The sequence below is a fragment of the Crossiella sp. S99.2 genome (assembly GCF_023094165.1).
GTDB lineage: Bacteria > Actinomycetota > Actinomycetes > Mycobacteriales > Pseudonocardiaceae > Crossiella.
In genome coordinates this window covers 382,263-397,610 of the sequence record NZ_JALMDK010000003.1, presented here as the reverse complement: position 1 = coordinate 397,610, position 15,348 = coordinate 382,263, and the positions used below count along the sequence as shown (strand labels likewise).

Below are 15,348 nucleotides of genomic sequence, written 5' to 3'. Positions count from 1 at the left end.
GACCAATCAGCCGCTGTCCGGACCGCAGGTGGAGGCGCGCGTGAGCACAGAACAGCCCAAAAGCGGGGGAGTGGACTACACCCACGTCGAGGCGGCCTACCTGGAGCAACGCCAGCTCAAGAAGGGCGCGGCGGGCTGGGTGCTGCTCGCCGGGCTCGGCGTCTCCTACGTCATCTCCGGGGACTTCTCCGGCTGGAACTCCGGCCTGGCCCAGGGCGGGTTCGGCGGTCTGCTGATCGCCACCATCCTGATGGCGGTGATGTACACCTGCATGGTCTTCGGCCTGGCCGAAATGGCCTCGGCGATGCCGGTGGCCGGGGCGGGCTACGGCTTCGCCCGGCGGGCGCTCGGCCCGCTGGGCGGGTTCGCCACCGGCACCGCGATCCTGATCGAGTACACCATCGCGCCCGCGGCCATCTCGGTGTTCATCGGCGGCTACGTCCAGGCGCTCGGACTGTTCGGGCTGACCAACGGCTGGCCGGTCTACCTGGCCTGTTACGCCATCTTCGTCGGCGTGCACCTCTACGGCGTCGGCGAGGCGCTGCGGCTGATGTTCGTCATCACCGCCATCGCCGTGGTCGGTCTGGTGATCTTCGTGGTGGCCATGATCCCGATGATCGACCTGTCCCGGCTCACCGACATCCCGCCCACCGACGCGGCCGGGGCCAGCGCGTTCCTGCCGTTTGGCTACGCGGGGATCCTGGCCGCCTTCGTCTACGGCATCTGGTTCTTCCTGGCTATCGAGGGCGTGCCGCTGGCCGCGGAGGAGGCGCGGAACCCGCGCAAGGACATGCCCAAGGGCATCGTGGCCGCGATGCTGGTGCTGCTGGTCTTCGCCGCGCTGATCCTGATCGCCGCGCCGGGCGGGGCGGGCAGCAACGCGCTGAAGTCCTCGGACAACCCGCTGCCCGCGGCCCTGCGCGCGGTCTACGGCAGCAACGCGGTGATCGCCGACATCGTCAACTACATCGGCCTGGCCGGCCTGGTGGCCAGCTTCTTCTCCATCATCTACGGCTACTCCCGCCAGCTCTTCGCCCTGTCCAGGGCCGGCTACCTGCCGCGGAAGCTGTCGGTGACCGGCAAGCGCAAGACGCCGATCCTGGCGCTGCTGGTGCCCGGCGCGATCGGGTTCATCCTGGCCGCGATCACCCAGAACGGCGCGAAGCTGATCAACATCGCGGTCTTCGGCGCTGCCGTGTCCTATGTGCTGATGATGGTCTCGCACATCGTGCTGCGGGTCCGCGAGCCGAACCTGCCGCGCCCCTACCGCACCCCGGGCGGGGTGGTCACCACGAGCATCGCGCTGGTGCTGGCCGCCGCGGCGGTGGTGGCCACCTTCCTGGTGGACATCCTGGCCGCCGGGGTGATGGCCGGGATCTTCCTGCTGGCCCTGGCCTACTTCTGGTTCTACAGCCGCCACCACCTGGTGGCAGAGGCCCCGGAAGAGGAGTTCGAGGCGGTGCGTCGCGCCACCGCCGAACTGGAGGACCCGTGAGATCGTGGCGCTCATGAGTTCCGAACCGGAGCCACCGGCCACCTTGGCGGACCAGGCGGTCTTCCGCCCGGTCCGCAGTGGCAACGCCTTCGAGGAGGCGGTGGAGCGGATCCTGCAGGCGATCAAGCTCGGCGTGGTCGGCCCGGGTGAGCGACTGCCCGCCGAGCGGGATCTGGCGGTGCGGCTGGGGGTGAGCCGGATGACGCTGCGGGAGGCGATCCGGGCGTTGCAGCAGTCCGGGTACGTGGAGTCCCGGCGCGGGCGCTTCGGCGGCACCTTCGTGGTCAGCAGGGCCGAGGACGCCCCGCGCGGCAAGGCCAGGCTGCGCAAGCTGGTGGTCGGCATGGGCTCGGTCGGGCTGGAGGACACGCTGACCTTCCGCGAGGTGCTGGAGACCGGCGCGGCCTGCGCGGCGGCCACCCGGCCGTTGCCGGAGCCGGAGCGGGCGCTGCTGCGCGCGGTGCACGAGCAGGTCCGCACCGCCACCCCGGAGACCTACCGGCACCTGGACTCCCGGTTCCACCTGGCCATCGCGCAGATCACCGGCTCGCCCTCGCTGGCCTCGGCGGTGGCGGACAACCGGATGCGGATCAACGAGCTGCTGGACGCGATCCCGTTGCTGGGACACAACATCGAGCACTCGCACGAACAGCACGAGCGGATCGTGGCTGCGGTGCTGGCCGGGGACGGCCCGGCGGCGCGGGCGGCGATGGCCGAGCACCTGGCCGGCACCGCGGCGCTGCTGCGGGCCTTCCTGAGCTGACCCGGTCCGAGCCGGCTGACCTGCGCGCTTGACAGTGGCGCCGGTCACCCACCATCCTGCAAAGGTCCAATCGCAGACCATTACGGAGGCGGTCGTGTCGCAGTCGGGAACCACAGCCCCGCTCTCGCTGGCCCGCCTGCGCGAGCTGGTCGACCTGGGTGAGATCGACACCGTGCTGCTGGCCATGACCGACATGCAGGGCCGGTTGCAGGGCAAGCGGATCGCCGCCCGGCACTTCCTCGACGACGTCGTCCCGCACGCCGCCGAGGCCTGCAACTACCTGCTCGCCGTCGATGTGGACATGAACACCGTCGGCGGGTACCGGATGTCCTCCTGGGAAACCGGCTACGGCGACTTCACCCTGCGCCCGGACCTGGACACGCTGCGCCTGGCCACCTGGCACCCGGCCACCGCGCTGGTGCTGGCCGACGTGGTCTGGGCCGACGGCTCCCCGGTCACCGCCTCGCCGCGGCAGATCCTGCGCCGCCAGCTGGACCGGCTCGCCGAACGGGGCCTGGTCGCCCAGGTCGGCACCGAGCTGGAGTTCATCGTCTTCGACGACAGCTTCGAGCAGGCCTGGAACACCGGCTACCGCAACATGACCCCGAGCAACCAGTACAACGTGGACTACTCGCTGCTGGGCACCTCCCGGATCGAGCCGCTGCTGCGCCGCATCCGCAACGAGATGACCGCGGCCGGACTGCGGGTGGAATCGGCCAAGGGCGAGTGCAACCCCGGCCAGCACGAGATCGCCTTCCGCTACGCCGAGGCGCTGACCAGCTGCGACAACCACAGCATCTACAAGACCGCCGCGAAGGAGATCGCCGCCCAGGAGGGCAAGAGCCTGACCTTCATGGCCAAGTACAACCAGCGCGAGGGCAACTCCTGCCACATCCACATCAGCCTGCGCGGCGCCGACGGCAGCCTGGTCTTCGCCGGCGATCGCCGGCACGGCATGTCCGCGCTGGCTGAGCACTTCCTGGCCGGGCAGCTGGCCCACCTGCGTGAGCTGACCCTGCTCTTCGCGCCGAACATCAACTCCTACAAGCGGTTCGTGCCCGGCAGCTTCGCCCCCACCGCGGTGGCCTGGGGCCCGGACAACCGCACCTGCGCCCTGCGCCTGGTCGGGCACGGCGGGGCCAGCCTGCGGGTGGAGAACCGGGTGCCCGGCGGCGACGTCAACCCGTACCTGGCCACCGCCGCGCTGATCGCGGCCGGGCTGGACGGCATTGACAACGCACTCCCGCTGGGCGAGGCGCTCACCGGCAACGCCTACGCCAGCGAGGCCGAGCACGTGCCCTCGACCCTGCCCGAGGCGGTGGAAGCCTTCGCGGGCAGCGAGCTGGCCCGCGCGGCCTTCGGTGAGGACGTGGTGGCGCACTACCTCAACGCCGCGCGCATCGAGATCGCCGCCTACCAGGCCGCCGTCACCGACTGGGAGCTGTTCCGTGGCTTCGAACGCCTCTGACGCGCCCGTCATCGGGATCAGCTGCTACCGGGAGAGCGCGGCCTGGGGCGTGTGGGAACGCCCGGCCGCCCTGCTGCCCGCCACCTATCTCGACGCGGTCAGCGCCGCGGGCGGCATCCCGGTGCTGTTGCCACCGGGTGCCAGCGCCGCCCGGGTGCTGCCCCGGCTGGACGGGCTGATCCTGGCCGGCGGCGCCGATATCGACCCCCAGCGCTACCAGGCACCACCGCACGAGCACAGCACCGGCATCCGCCCGGACCGGGACAGCGGCGAACTCGCGCTGCTCTACCACGCCCTGGACCGGCGCACCCCGCTGCTGGCGATCTGCCGGGGCGCGCAACTGCTCAACGTCGGCCTCGGCGGCACCCTGCACCAGCACCTGCCCGAGGTGCTCGGGCACCGCGACCACCAGCCAGCGCCCGGCCGCTTCGGCCGCACCACGGTGCGCCTGGAACCGGGCTGCCCGCCGGCCACCCTGCTCGGGGAGAAGATCGAGGTCTCCTGCTACCACCACCAGGCCATCGACCGGCTCGCCCCGGGCCTGGAGGCGGTCGGGCACGCCGCCGACGGCACCATCGAGGCCGTCCGCCAACCCAGCCACCCGTTCGCGCTCGGGGTGCAATGGCATCCCGAGGAGGACACCACCGACCCCGCACACCCCAGCGCGCCGCTGTTCGCCGCGCTGGTGACCGCAGCCCGAGGAGCGACCGCGTGAGCGCCACCCACGACCTGATCAACCCGGCCACCGGCGCGGTCTTCGACACCGTCGCGCTGGCCGATGCGGCCGCCACCGACGCCGCGATCGAGCGCGCGGCCAAGGCATTCCCGGCCTGGCGCGCGGTCAGCCCCGGCGACCGGGCCCGGCTACTGCACCGCTTCGCCGAAGCCGTGGACGCCGACCTGGAGCACCTGGCCGCGCTGGAGGTCCGCAACGCCGGGCACACCATCGGCAACGCCCGCTGGGAGGCGGGCAACGCCAGGGACGTGATCCGCTACTACGCCGGCGCCCCCGAACGGCACTTCGGCCGCCAGATCCCGGTGGCGGGCGGCCTCAACGTCACCTTCCACGAACCCCTGGGCGTGATCGGGGTGATCGTGCCGTGGAACTTCCCGATGCCGATCGCCGCCTGGGGCTTCGCCCCCGCACTCGCGGCCGGGAACACCGTGGTGCTCAAGCCCGCTGAGCTGACCCCGCTCACCGCGGTCCGGCTGGCCGAACTGGCCCACCAGGCCGGGATCCCCGAGGACGTCTTCCAGGTGCTGCCCGGCGCCGGCCGGGTGGTCGGCCAGCGGTTCGTCACCCACCCCAGTGTGCGCAAGGTGGTCTTCACCGGGTCCACCGCGGTCGGCAAACAGATCATGGCCGGCTGCGCGGACCAGGTGAAACGCCTGACCCTGGAACTCGGCGGGAAGAGCGCCAACATCGTCTTCGCCGACGCCGACCTGGACAAGGCCGCGGCCACCGCCCCGTACGGGGTGTTCGACAACGCGGGCCAGGACTGCTGCGCCCGCTCCCGGATCCTGGTCCAGCGCGAGGTCTACGACCGGTTCCTGGAACTCCTGGAGCCCGCGGTCAAGGGCGTGGTGGTCGGCGATCCGGCCGACGCGGCCACCGAGATGGGCCCGCTGATCACCGCCGCGCACCGCGACCGGGTCGCCTCCTACGTGGATGAGACCACCGTGGCCTACCGCGGCCAGGCCCCCGCAGGCGACGGGTTCTGGTATCCGGCCACCGTGCTGCTGCCCCGGGACGAGCGGGACCGGGCCTGGCGGGAGGAGATCTTCGGGCCGGTGGTCTCGGTGCTGCCCTTCACCGACGAGGCCGACGCGCTGCGGCTGGCCAACGACACCGAGTACGGCCTGTCCGGCTCGATCTGGACCCGCGATGCCGGCCGCGCGCTGCGGGTGGCCCGCGGGGTGGAGGCCGGGAACCTCTCGGTCAACTCGCACTCCTCGGTGCGCTACTGGACGCCGTTCGGCGGGTTCAAGCAGTCCGGACTCGGCCGTGAGCTGGGCCCGGACGCCCTGGACGGGTTCACCGAGGTCAAGAACGTGTTCGTCAGCACTGAGGAGAACTGATGGGACGGCTCACCGACCGCGTCGCGGTCATCACCGGCGCGGCCAGCGGCATCGGCCTGGCCACCACCCGCCGCTTCGCGGAGGAGGGCGCCACGGTGGTGGTCGTCGACATCGACGAGGCCACCGGCAAGCAGGTCGCCGACGAGGTCAGCGGCCTGTTCGTGCGGGCCGATGTCACCAGCGCCACCGACGTCGAGGCGCTCTATGCCACGGTGTTCGAGAAGTACGGGCGCATCGACATCGCCTTCAACAACGCCGGCATCTCCCCGCCGGAGGACGACTCGATCCTGACCACCGGCCTGGATGCCTGGCGCAAGGTGCAGGAGGTCAACCTGACCTCGGTGTACCTGTGCTGCAAGCACGTGCTGCCCTACATGCAGCGCGCGGGCAAGGGCTCCATCATCAACACCGCCTCCTTCGTGGCGGTGATGGGCGCGGCCACCAGCCAGATCTCCTACACCGCCTCCAAGGGCGGCGTGCTGGCGATGTCCAGGGAACTGGGTGTGCAGTTCGCCCGCGAGGGCATCCGGGTCAACGCCCTGTGCCCCGGCCCGGTGAACACCCCGCTGTTGCAGGAACTCTTCGCCAAGGACCCCGAACGCGCCGCCCGCCGCCTGGTGCACATCCCGATGGGCCGCTTCGCCGAGCCCGCCGAGATCGCCGCCGCGGTGACCTTCCTGGCCAGCGACGACTCCAGCTTCATCACCGCCTCCCAGTTCCTCGTCGACGGCGGCCTCACCGGCGCCTACGTCACCCCGCTGTAGCCCTGACGTGTGCCTCCCACCCCGGTCCCAGTGGTGTGGGAGGCACACGCTCCGGCTCCCCGCCCGATCAGGGCAGGTGCAGCAACCGGTTCGGAGAGTCGGGTCCGCCGTTGCGCACCACACCCGTGGTGGAGCCGGAGATCAGTGCGGCCTGGACCTGCGCCGGGGTTGCCGACGGGTGGGCCGAGAGGTACCGCGCGACCGCGCCCGCCACGTGCGGGGCGGCCTGCGAGGTGCCGTCATAACTCGTGCTGGCCGTGTCGCTGGTCTTGAACGCCGAGACGATGCCGACGCCCGGTGCGAACAGGTCCACGCAGGCGCCGTGGTTGGCGAAGTCGCCCTTCACATCGGTCCGGCTGGTGGCCGAGACGGTGATCGCCTCGGGCAGGCGGGCCGGGGACTGCTTGCAGGCGTCGATCGGGTTGCCGTGCTCGGTGTGCCCTCGGGTGGGTTGCGCGCGTTGCTGGGGCCGCCGAAACCGCGGGGCAGCAAGGTCCGGCGCTCGCACATGCAGCCCATCGGCGCGCCGGTGCGGCTGAGCGCGGCCACCCAGGCGTTGCTGGCGCAGGTCGACACCAGTTCGGATGCCGCGCTGACCCGGATCAGCCAGCACGATGTGTGCGTGATCGGCGCGGACCGGCGCAAACGTTCGCTGCGGGTCCGCCAGATCCTGCGCGCCGACCGGCAGGGCGCGGACCGCTGGGTGGTCGCCTACTTCGTCGACACCGAGCGCGACCAGCTGCCCGAACTGCTTCCGGTGCGTGGGTGCGCGGTGGGCAAGCAGGTCACCGACCTCGACGCGGGCATCCTGGTCGCCGAGCTGCTCTTCGACGTGCCACTGGCCCGCGGCGACACCTTGATCATGGAGCACGAGTTCCGCTACCACCGCGCGCCGGCGTTGACCGCGACCGAGGACAGCTACACCCGGGGCCTGCGGCTGCCGACCCGCGAGTACGTCTTGGAGGTGCACTTCGACCCCGCGGTCCTGCCCGCCGACTGCCAGGAACACCGCCGGGACGCCGACGGCGGCCCCGCCGCCTGCCGCAAACTCGAGCCGGACCGGCACGGGCGGGTGCACGCGCTGGCACTGGGCTACGGGCCGGGGGAGTTCGGCATCCGCTGGAGCTGGCCGGGCTGACCTCAGCGCCGTCGCCGGGTCCCCGCCGCCCGGCCAGGTCGCGCCGTAGGGGCAGTGGTGCTCCAGTGGGTGGGCCGGTCCAGCCCGGCGGGCAGCCGGGTCGCGGTGTCGCCCTGGGCGGCGTTGACCTGGAACTGGGTCAGGAACAACGCCTCGGACAAGTCCGCGCCCCGTAGGTCGGCGCCGCGCAGGTCAGCCCCGATCAGATCGGCCAGACCCAGGTCGACCTCGCGCAGGTTGGCCCCGATCAGATAAGCGCCACGCAGGTTCGCCCCGCGCAGCCGTTTGCGGCGCAGGTCCGCGCCGATGAGATCGGCCCCGCGCCGCTCCGGGCCCGGCGCCTCGGCCCGGACCAGTTCGCTGACCCGGGACAGCAGTGGATCCGCCCGCTGCCACCGCGAAGCCACATCCAACGCGAGCAACTCGGCCGGGGGCAGCCCGGCCAGCCGCGCCAGCTCAACGCGCAGCTCGTCGAGTTCGGTGTGCAGGGACAGCGCGGCGGGGTGGCGCTGGGCCTCGGTGAGATGCCAGAGCAGTTCGTGCAGTTCCCGCACGATGGGGAAGACCGCGAACATCTCCTGGGCGTGTTCGGGGGAGGAGCGCCAGTCCTGGCCGCCGTAGGTGTGCTGGGCGACCTGCTGGCCGGCGCCGAAGCAGTCGTAGACGGTGCAGCCGGGGAAACCGCGGTCACGAAGCTGGGTGTGGATGCCGCAGCGGAAGTCGGCGAGCAGGTTCGGGCAGGGCGTGCCGGCGGGTTTGGTGATGGCGAAATCAGCCGAGGCTGCATAGGCGGGCACAACACAGCACAGTCCGAAACAGTTGGCGCAATCGGCTCGCAACATCACCCCGCGACTCTAGGCCGCCGGTTGCTTCGGCCCGCGCCGAAGGGTCCCGGTCCTAGCGTCACCGCCATGCGCACCATCCACCCGAAGATCCTCTACTTCGGCACCCCGGTCGTCCTGCTGAGCACGGAGAACCCCGACGGCAGCGCCAACCTGGCCCCGATGTCCTCGGCCTGGGCCCTGGGCCACACCATCGTGCTCGGCCTGGGCGAGCAGGGGCAGACCGCCCGGAACCTGCGCGCGCGGCCCGAACTGGTGATCAACCTGCCCGGACCTGACCTGTGGCAGGCGGTGGAACGACTCGCCCCGCTCACCGGCCGTGACCCGGTCCCGCCCGGCAAACCCGGCCACCGCTTCGAGCCGGCCAAGTTCGCCGCCGCCGGACTGACCGAGCTGCCCGCGCTCAAGGTCCGGCCGCCCCGGGTGGCCGAATGCCCGCTCCAGCTCGAAGCCGTCGCCACCGAGCTGCGGCCCGGCGGCGACGGGGACTTCGTGATCGTGCAAACCCAGGTGCTCGCCGTGCACGCCGACCCCGAACTGGTCGTGCCCGGCACCGAGCACATCGACCCGGCCCGGTGGCAGCCGCTGATCTACAACTTCCGCCACTACTTCGGCCTCGGCGAGCACCTGGGCCACTCCTACCGCTCCGAGACCGCCCGCTCGCCCGCCAGCACCCGCTGAGCCGCGAACCCAGCCACCAGCGCCACACCGGCCAGCCCGGCACTGACCCACAACGGCGCCCGGTACCCGTACCCGGCCGCGATGGCCAGCCCGCCGGCCCACGGACCCAGCGCCGCGCCGACGTTGAACGCGGCCGTCGCACCAGCCCCGGCCAGCCTCGGCGCACCGGCGGCGGCGTAGAGCGCCTGGGAGATCAACGTGGAGCCGACCGCGAAGGACAACGTCCCCTGCACCAGCACCAGGACCAGCGCGAGCACCGGCTCGCCCGCCGTCAGCGCGAACAGCACCCACCCACACACCAGCGCCACCCCGCCCCCGGCCAGCACCAGCCGCGGCCGGGAATCCGCGATCCGCCCACCCAGGCTCACCCCCAGGAAGGAGCCGATCCCGAACAGCGCCAGCACCGCGGGCACCCAGCCGGCATCGATCCCGGCGACCTCGGTGACCGTCGGCGCGAGATAGGTGAACGTGCAGAAGGTAGCGCCGTTGACCAGCGCGCCCAGCACCAACATCAGCCCCAGTCGCGGCCGCCGCAACGCACGCAGCTCACCGAGCACCCCCGGCGCGTTCCCGGCCCGGCCCGCCGGGACCCAGCGCAGGATCGCCACCAGCGCCGGCGCCGAAGCCAGGGCCACCGCCCAGAACGCCGAGCGCCACCCCCATGCCTGACCCAGCAACGCCCCCGCGGGCACCCCCGCCACACAGGCCAGGGTCACCCCGCCCAGCAGCACCGCGGTCGCCCGGCCCTTGGCGTTGGCCGCCACCAGACCGGTCGCGGTCGCCAGGGCCACCGCGAGGAAACCGGCATTGGCCAGCGCCGCCACCACCCTGGTGGCCAGCAGCACCGGATAACTCGTGGTCAGCGCCCCCAGCACGTGCACCACCAGGAACACCGACAGGAAGGCCAGCAGCGCGTGCCGGGGCGGCCAGCGCAGACTCAGGATCGCCATCAACGGCGCGCCCACGATCATCCCGGCGGCAAACGCCGAGGTCAGCGCACCAGCGGCCGGGATGGTGACATGCAGATCAGCGGCGAGGTCCGGCAACAGACCGGACAACATGAACTCCGAGGTGCCCTGCGCGAACACAGCGAGGGCAAGCAGATACAACACAACAGGCACAGCAGGACTCCGCAACCACAGTGGATCGACAAGGAAGATCGACCGCGGTCCGGCCGGTGGCCGTGCAGGAGCACGCCACCGGGGGACCGGTGGCTACCGTCTGGAAGCCTCGGGGCTGCGCACGAGCGGCAGGCTACAACCCTGGCCAAAACCCGGTCGACGGAATTACCACCCGGACTAAGGTTTGATCATGTTGACCGGAGCGATCACCCTGCCCGACGGAGCGGTCGTGCGCGGCCGGGGCCTGCGCCACCCCATCCCCGACGGCCCACAACCCGATTTCGGCCTCTACCTGGGCAGCCCCCGCCTGCGCGCCCGCCACGACGACACCCTGACCTGGCCCCGGCACTGGCTGGAGTGGCCCGACTTCCGGCTGCCCCGCGACCACGCCGAGGCCATCCGCCGGATCACCGCCCTGCACGCCGCCGCCCGCTCCGGACAGCGGGTGGAGGTCGCCTGCAACGGCGGCGTCGGCCGCACCGGCACCGTCATCGCCTGCCTGGCCATCCTGGCCGGCGTGCCACCCACCGAGGCGGTGGCCTGGGCACGCGCGCACCACAACAAGCACGCGGTGGAAACCCCGTGGCAGAAGCGCTGGGTCAGTCGCTTCCCCGGGTAGCCCCCGGCCGCAGCACCAGCTCGGTCGCGCACGCCTCGCGTGGCGCGGCCAGCACCGCGCGCACGGTCTCGGCCACGGTGGCGGGGGAGAGGTAGCGCTCCGGCTGGTACCGCAGCCCCTCCACCGCGCACACATCCCGCTGCATGTCGGTGGCCACCCGCCCCAGGAACACCGTGGTCACCCGCAACCGCGGCTCCTCGGCGCGCAGCGAGTCGGCGAAGGCACGCAGCGCGTACTTGCTCGCCGAGTACGCCCCGCGCGCCGCGTTGGCCTGCAACCCGGCGGTGGAGTTGATCAGCACCACGTGCCCGCCCGCCTTGCGCAACGCAGGCAGCAGCAGCCGGGTCAGCTCGACCACGGCGAACACGTTGACCTCGAAGGTCCGCCGCCACAGCCCACCGTCGCACTCCTCGATCCGCCCGGTGGCCAGAACCCCGGCGTTGTGGATCAGCGCGTCCAGCCGCTCGATCCCGGGCGGCACGTGCAGCGCGCGCGGATCGGCCAGGTTCACCGGCCACGCCTGGGCATCCGGCAACTCCCTGGCCAGCCGGGTCAGCGCGGGCGATCCCCGGCCACCCAGCACCAGCCGGTGGCTGTCCCCCAGCGCGGCGGCGATCCGCGCGCCGATGCCCCGGGAAGCGCCCGTGACCACCGCCGTCGGCTGGTCCTGAGCGCGGGTCGGCGGCACCGGCGCCCCTTCTCCCTCGATGAGCACGGGCAAGTCTGAGTTCGTGCCCCTGCCAGGCGGAAGACTCCCGATGGGTGGTGCCGCCAACCACCCGTTCGACGCCTGTCCGTTACGTCCCCAGCGCGCCATTCTTGTACTCGCACCGGGCTGACAACGTTGTCAGCACCGTCGAGGAGGACGCGTGAGAACTCGCAACCGTCGCGCTGTCATCGGCGCACTCGCCGCCATCACCCTGCTGGCCACCGCCATCCCCGGCGCCGCCGCGGCCGAGGACACCCTCATCGCCGACCCCACCCAGCACGTCGACCCCATGATCGGCACCGGCAAAGGCGGCCCGGTCGTCGGCGAGATCAACACCTTCCCCGGCCCCACCGCCCCGTTCGGGATGATCCAGTGGAGCCCGGACAACGGCAACTACGCAGGCTACAACTACCACCTCGGCCCGATCCGCGGCTTCAGCCTCACCCACGCCTCCGTCGGCTGCGGCGCCTTCGGCGACATCCCGATCCTCCCGGTCGCCGGCGAGATCGGCGCGACCCCATGGAACCGCACCGAGAAGTTCTCCCACCGCACCGAACGCGCCGAGGTCGCCCACTACGGCGTCACCCTCGAAGACTCCGACATCCGCGCCGAACTCACCGCCAGCACCCGCGCCGGACTGGGCACCTTCACCTACCCCGAAGGCGCCACCGCCCAGGTCCTGGTCAAAACCGGCGCCAGCCTGGCAGGCAACAGCGCCGCCACCGTGCGGATCAGCGCCCCCGACGAGATCACCGGATCCGCCACCACCGGCCGGTTCTGCGGCGAGAGCGGCAACCAGTACACCGTCTACTTCGCCCTCAAATTCGACCGCCCCTTCACCGCACACGGCACCTGGGACGGCAGCACCGTCACCCCCGGCGGCACCAGCGCCAACCACCCCAAATCAGGCGCCTACCTCACCTTCGACACCAGCCGGAACCGGCAACTGCGCGCCAAGGTCGCCCTCTCCTACGTCAGCGCCGACGGCGCCCGCGCCAACCTGGCCGAAATCCCCGGCTGGCACCCCGAACCGGTCCGCGCCGCCACCCGCGCCCAGTGGCGCGAACACCTCGGCCGCATCCGGATCGGCGGCGGCACCCCAGCCCACCGCAAGACCTTCTACACCGCCCTCTACCACTCCCTGATCCACCCCAACACCTTCAACGACCTCGACGGCCGCTACATCGGCTTCGACAGCAAAGTCCACCAGGTCGAACCAGGACGCACCCACTACGCCAACTTCTCCGACTGGGACACCTACCGCAGCCTCGCCCCACTACACGGCTGGCTCTACCCCGACCGCGCCGGCGACATGGCGCAAAGCCTCGTGCTCGCCGCCGCGCAAGGCGGCTGGCTACCGCGCTGGCCCATGGCGAATGGCTACACCAGCGTGATGAACGGCGACAACAGCGTCCCGCTCCTGGTCAACCTGCACGCCTACGGCGCCACCGGCTTCGACACCCGCACCGCCCTGAAATACATGCTCAAAGGCGCCACCAAAGCCGAACCCGTCCAGTGGGGCTACGTCGAACGCCAGGGCATCGAGGACTACCAGAAACTCGGCTACGTCCCCAACGACCGCGCCCTGGTCGGCCACGTCCGCAAAGGCGCCTCCCAAACCCTCGAATACGCCGTCGACGACTTCGCCATCTCCCGCTTCGCCCGCACCCTCGGCGACCCCGCCACCGCCGCCACCTACGCCAAACGCGGCGAGTACTGGCGCAACCTGTTCGACCCCAGCACCGGCTACCTGCGCCCCAAGGACAGCAACGGCCAGTTCCCGGCCGGACCCGGCTTCGTGCCACCCCCGCCCGGCCAGTTCGGCCAGGACGGCTTCGAGGAGGGCAACGCCGCCCAGTACCGCTGGTTCGTCCCACACAACATCGCCGGACTCATCACCGCCCTCGGCGGCAAGACCAAAGCCCAGCCGCTGATGGACGAGTTCTTCACCAAGGTCAACGTCGGCCCCAACCAGCCCTACCAGTGGTCCGGCAACGAGGTCGACTTCTCCACCCCCTGGCTCTACAACTACATCGGCCAGCCCTGGAAGAGCCAGGCCGTCATCCGCCGCATCCAGAGCGAACTCTTCGCCCCCACCCCCGACGGCCTGCCCGGCAACGACGACCTCGGCGCCCAGTCCTCCTGGTACGTCTGGTCCGCCCTCGGCCTCTACCCGGTCACCCCCGGCACCGCCGACCTCTCCGTGCACACCCCGCTGTTCCCCGCCATCCAGCTCCGCCCGCACAACGCCGGCGAACTCCACATCACCGCACCCGGCGCCGGATCAGCCCGCCCCTACATCACCCAGCTCCACCTCAACGGCGAGAACTGGGCCCGCACCTGGCTGCCCCAAAACCTCGTGCGCACCGGCGGCCACCTCGACTTCCGCCTGCGCGCCACCCCCGACCCCGACTGGGCGAACACCCCCGACGCGGCGCCACCGTCCTACCAATGACAGACCTGACCGAGATGATGCTTCCGGGCCGATGAGTTTCCGCTCCCGGAAGGGTCTCTACTGCTATGACAACCACGCACACCCTCGAGTTCGCCGGCGCCCAGCTCGTCTACGACGTGCACGGAGAACTGCCCACCGCCGACGGGCGGGCGCCGCTGTTCATGATCGGCCAGCCCATGGCCGCCGACGGCTTCCGGGCCCTGATCTCCTACCTGCCCGAGCGCACCGTGATCACCTACGACCCCCGCGGCCTCGGCCGCAGCACCCGCCAGGACGGCCAGGTGGACCACACGCCCACCGGCCAGGCCGAGGACGTGCACGCCATCATCGAAGCCCTCGGCGCGGGCCCGGTGGAGATGTTCGCCAGCAGCGGCGGCGCGGTCACCGCCCTCGCCCTGGTCGCCGCCCACCCCGACGCCGTGACCACCCTGGTGGCCCACGAACCGCCACTGATCCAGCTCCTGCCCGACGCCGCGGCCGCCGAACGCGCCGCCGACGGCTGGAAGCAGGCATACCACGCCAAGGGCTGGGGCGCGGGCATGGCCGGCTTCATCGCCGTGACCTCCTGGATCGGGGAGTTCACCGACGAGTACTTCGCCCTGCCCCCGGCCGACCCCGCCCAGTTCGGCATGCCCACCGAGGATGACGGCAAGCGCGACGACCCACTGCTCTCCGGCCGCTCCGAGGCGGTCATCCGCTACCAGGCCGACGTCGCCGCCCTGCTCGCCGCATCCACTAGGGTGCTCATCGCCGTGGGGGAGGAGACCGGCGACGCCCTCACCGGACGCACCTCAGTGGCCGCCGCCGCCCTGCTCGGCCAGGAAGCCACCGTCTTCCCCAGCCACCACGGCGGCTTCCTCGACGGCGAATACGGCTACCCCGGACAGCCCGAGGCATTCGCCGCCACACTCCGCGAGGTACTCGGCTGAATCCGTTGCACCCCAACGAGTCCACAAACCGCAGCAGCGGAAAAGGTCGCGGCGGCCCCGGGGAATTCCCCGCGGGCTACCGCGCCCGCCGCTGCACCGGAACCGACCTGGCCGCACAACGCGCACACGCCACCGGCTCGTCCAACAACCAGCCCGCCGCCGACAACCACGCCACCACCGGCCCCGGCAAATCCGGCCCCGCCGCACACACCAACGGGCCATCACCACAACCCTGGCATTCCACATTCAGCACCGGGCCACGCGGCGCACAACCCACACAGAAAC

The 15,348-nt window shown here is 71.6% G+C and carries 15 protein-coding genes; 11 read left to right on the top strand and 4 right to left on the bottom strand.

The annotated features are described in order from the left end of the window. Positions 1-40 precede the first annotated feature (40 nt). From eat to MZC64_RS13080, 6 genes are all read left to right on the top strand, one after another. On the top strand, positions 41-1,495 hold the full coding sequence (eat, locus tag MZC64_RS13105) for an ethanolamine permease (protein WP_247756937.1): 1,455 nt from the start codon (positions 41-43) through the stop codon (positions 1,493-1,495). Between the two features lie 13 nt (positions 1,496-1,508). Continuing rightward, the gene (locus MZC64_RS13100; protein ID WP_247756938.1) at positions 1,509-2,258 is read left to right on the top strand and encodes a FadR/GntR family transcriptional regulator; all 750 of its coding nucleotides are present in this window, start codon (positions 1,509-1,511) and stop codon (positions 2,256-2,258) included. Between the two features lie 94 nt (positions 2,259-2,352). Next, entirely contained in the window at positions 2,353-3,726 is a 1,374-nt protein-coding gene (locus MZC64_RS13095; protein ID WP_247756939.1) for a glutamine synthetase family protein, read from the top strand. Continuing rightward, entirely contained in the window at positions 3,707-4,441 is a 735-nt protein-coding gene (locus tag MZC64_RS13090) for a gamma-glutamyl-gamma-aminobutyrate hydrolase family protein (protein ID WP_247756940.1), read from the top strand. The genes MZC64_RS13095 and MZC64_RS13090 overlap by 20 nt, the downstream gene beginning before the upstream one ends. Continuing rightward, on the top strand, positions 4,438-5,805 hold the full coding sequence (locus MZC64_RS13085) for an aldehyde dehydrogenase family protein (RefSeq protein WP_247756942.1): 1,368 nt from the start codon (positions 4,438-4,440) through the stop codon (positions 5,803-5,805). The genes MZC64_RS13090 and MZC64_RS13085 overlap by 4 nt, the downstream gene beginning before the upstream one ends. Next, entirely contained in the window at positions 5,805-6,569 is a 765-nt protein-coding gene (locus tag MZC64_RS13080) for a 3-oxoacyl-ACP reductase (RefSeq protein ID WP_247756943.1), read from the top strand. The genes MZC64_RS13085 and MZC64_RS13080 overlap by 1 nt, the downstream gene beginning before the upstream one ends. 67 nt (positions 6,570-6,636) lie before the next feature. Here MZC64_RS13080 and MZC64_RS13075 read toward each other — a convergent pair whose 3' ends face one another. Continuing rightward, the gene (locus tag MZC64_RS13075) at positions 6,637-7,077 is read right to left on the bottom strand and encodes a S8 family serine peptidase (protein ID WP_247756944.1); all 441 of its coding nucleotides are present in this window, start codon (positions 7,075-7,077) and stop codon (positions 6,637-6,639) included. On the opposite strand from MZC64_RS13075, the gene MZC64_RS13070 reads away from it, so the two are divergent. Beyond that, positions 7,078-7,707, top strand: coding sequence for a hypothetical protein (locus MZC64_RS13070; RefSeq protein ID WP_247756945.1), 630 nt, complete (start codon positions 7,078-7,080; stop codon positions 7,705-7,707). Positions 7,708-7,709: 2 nt separating this feature from the next. Here the strand turns inward: MZC64_RS13070 and MZC64_RS13065 are convergent, their stop codons facing one another. Continuing rightward, the gene (locus tag MZC64_RS13065) at positions 7,710-8,549 is read right to left on the bottom strand and encodes a pentapeptide repeat-containing protein (protein WP_247757440.1); all 840 of its coding nucleotides are present in this window, start codon (positions 8,547-8,549) and stop codon (positions 7,710-7,712) included. A gap of 69 nt (positions 8,550-8,618) precedes the next feature. On the opposite strand from MZC64_RS13065, the gene MZC64_RS13060 reads away from it, so the two are divergent. Further along, positions 8,619-9,230: a flavin reductase family protein gene (locus MZC64_RS13060; protein WP_247756946.1), complete on the top strand. Its 612-nt coding sequence runs from the start codon at positions 8,619-8,621 to the stop codon at positions 9,228-9,230. Here MZC64_RS13060 and MZC64_RS13055 read toward each other — a convergent pair. Further along, complete coding sequence (locus MZC64_RS13055) at positions 9,188-10,351, bottom strand: Cmx/CmrA family chloramphenicol efflux MFS transporter (protein WP_247756947.1); 1,164 nt, start codon at positions 10,349-10,351, stop codon at positions 9,188-9,190. The two genes, MZC64_RS13060 and MZC64_RS13055, sit on opposite strands and share 43 nt — an antisense overlap. A gap of 190 nt (positions 10,352-10,541) precedes the next feature. Between MZC64_RS13055 and MZC64_RS13050 the strand changes: the two genes are divergently transcribed. Continuing rightward, entirely contained in the window at positions 10,542-10,970 is a 429-nt protein-coding gene (locus MZC64_RS13050) for a protein-tyrosine phosphatase family protein (RefSeq protein WP_247756948.1), read from the top strand. Here the strand turns inward: MZC64_RS13050 and MZC64_RS13045 are convergent. Then, positions 10,951-11,658 carry an SDR family oxidoreductase gene (locus tag MZC64_RS13045; protein ID WP_247797699.1) on the bottom strand — a complete coding sequence of 236 codons (708 nt, stop codon included), beginning with the start codon at positions 11,656-11,658 and terminating at the stop codon, positions 10,951-10,953. The genes MZC64_RS13050 and MZC64_RS13045 overlap by 20 nt on opposite strands. 181 nt (positions 11,659-11,839) lie before the next feature. Between MZC64_RS13045 and MZC64_RS13040 the strand changes: the two genes are divergently transcribed. Together MZC64_RS13040 and MZC64_RS13035 are read left to right on the top strand one after the other, a co-directional pair. Next, on the top strand, positions 11,840-14,134 hold the full coding sequence (locus tag MZC64_RS13040) for a GH92 family glycosyl hydrolase (protein ID WP_247756951.1): 2,295 nt from the start codon (positions 11,840-11,842) through the stop codon (positions 14,132-14,134). A gap of 65 nt (positions 14,135-14,199) precedes the next feature. After that, positions 14,200-15,063 (top strand): alpha/beta fold hydrolase, encoded by an 864-nt coding sequence (locus tag MZC64_RS13035; protein ID WP_247756952.1) that lies wholly within the window; start codon positions 14,200-14,202, stop codon positions 15,061-15,063. The last annotated feature ends 285 nt before the right edge of the window (positions 15,064-15,348 follow it).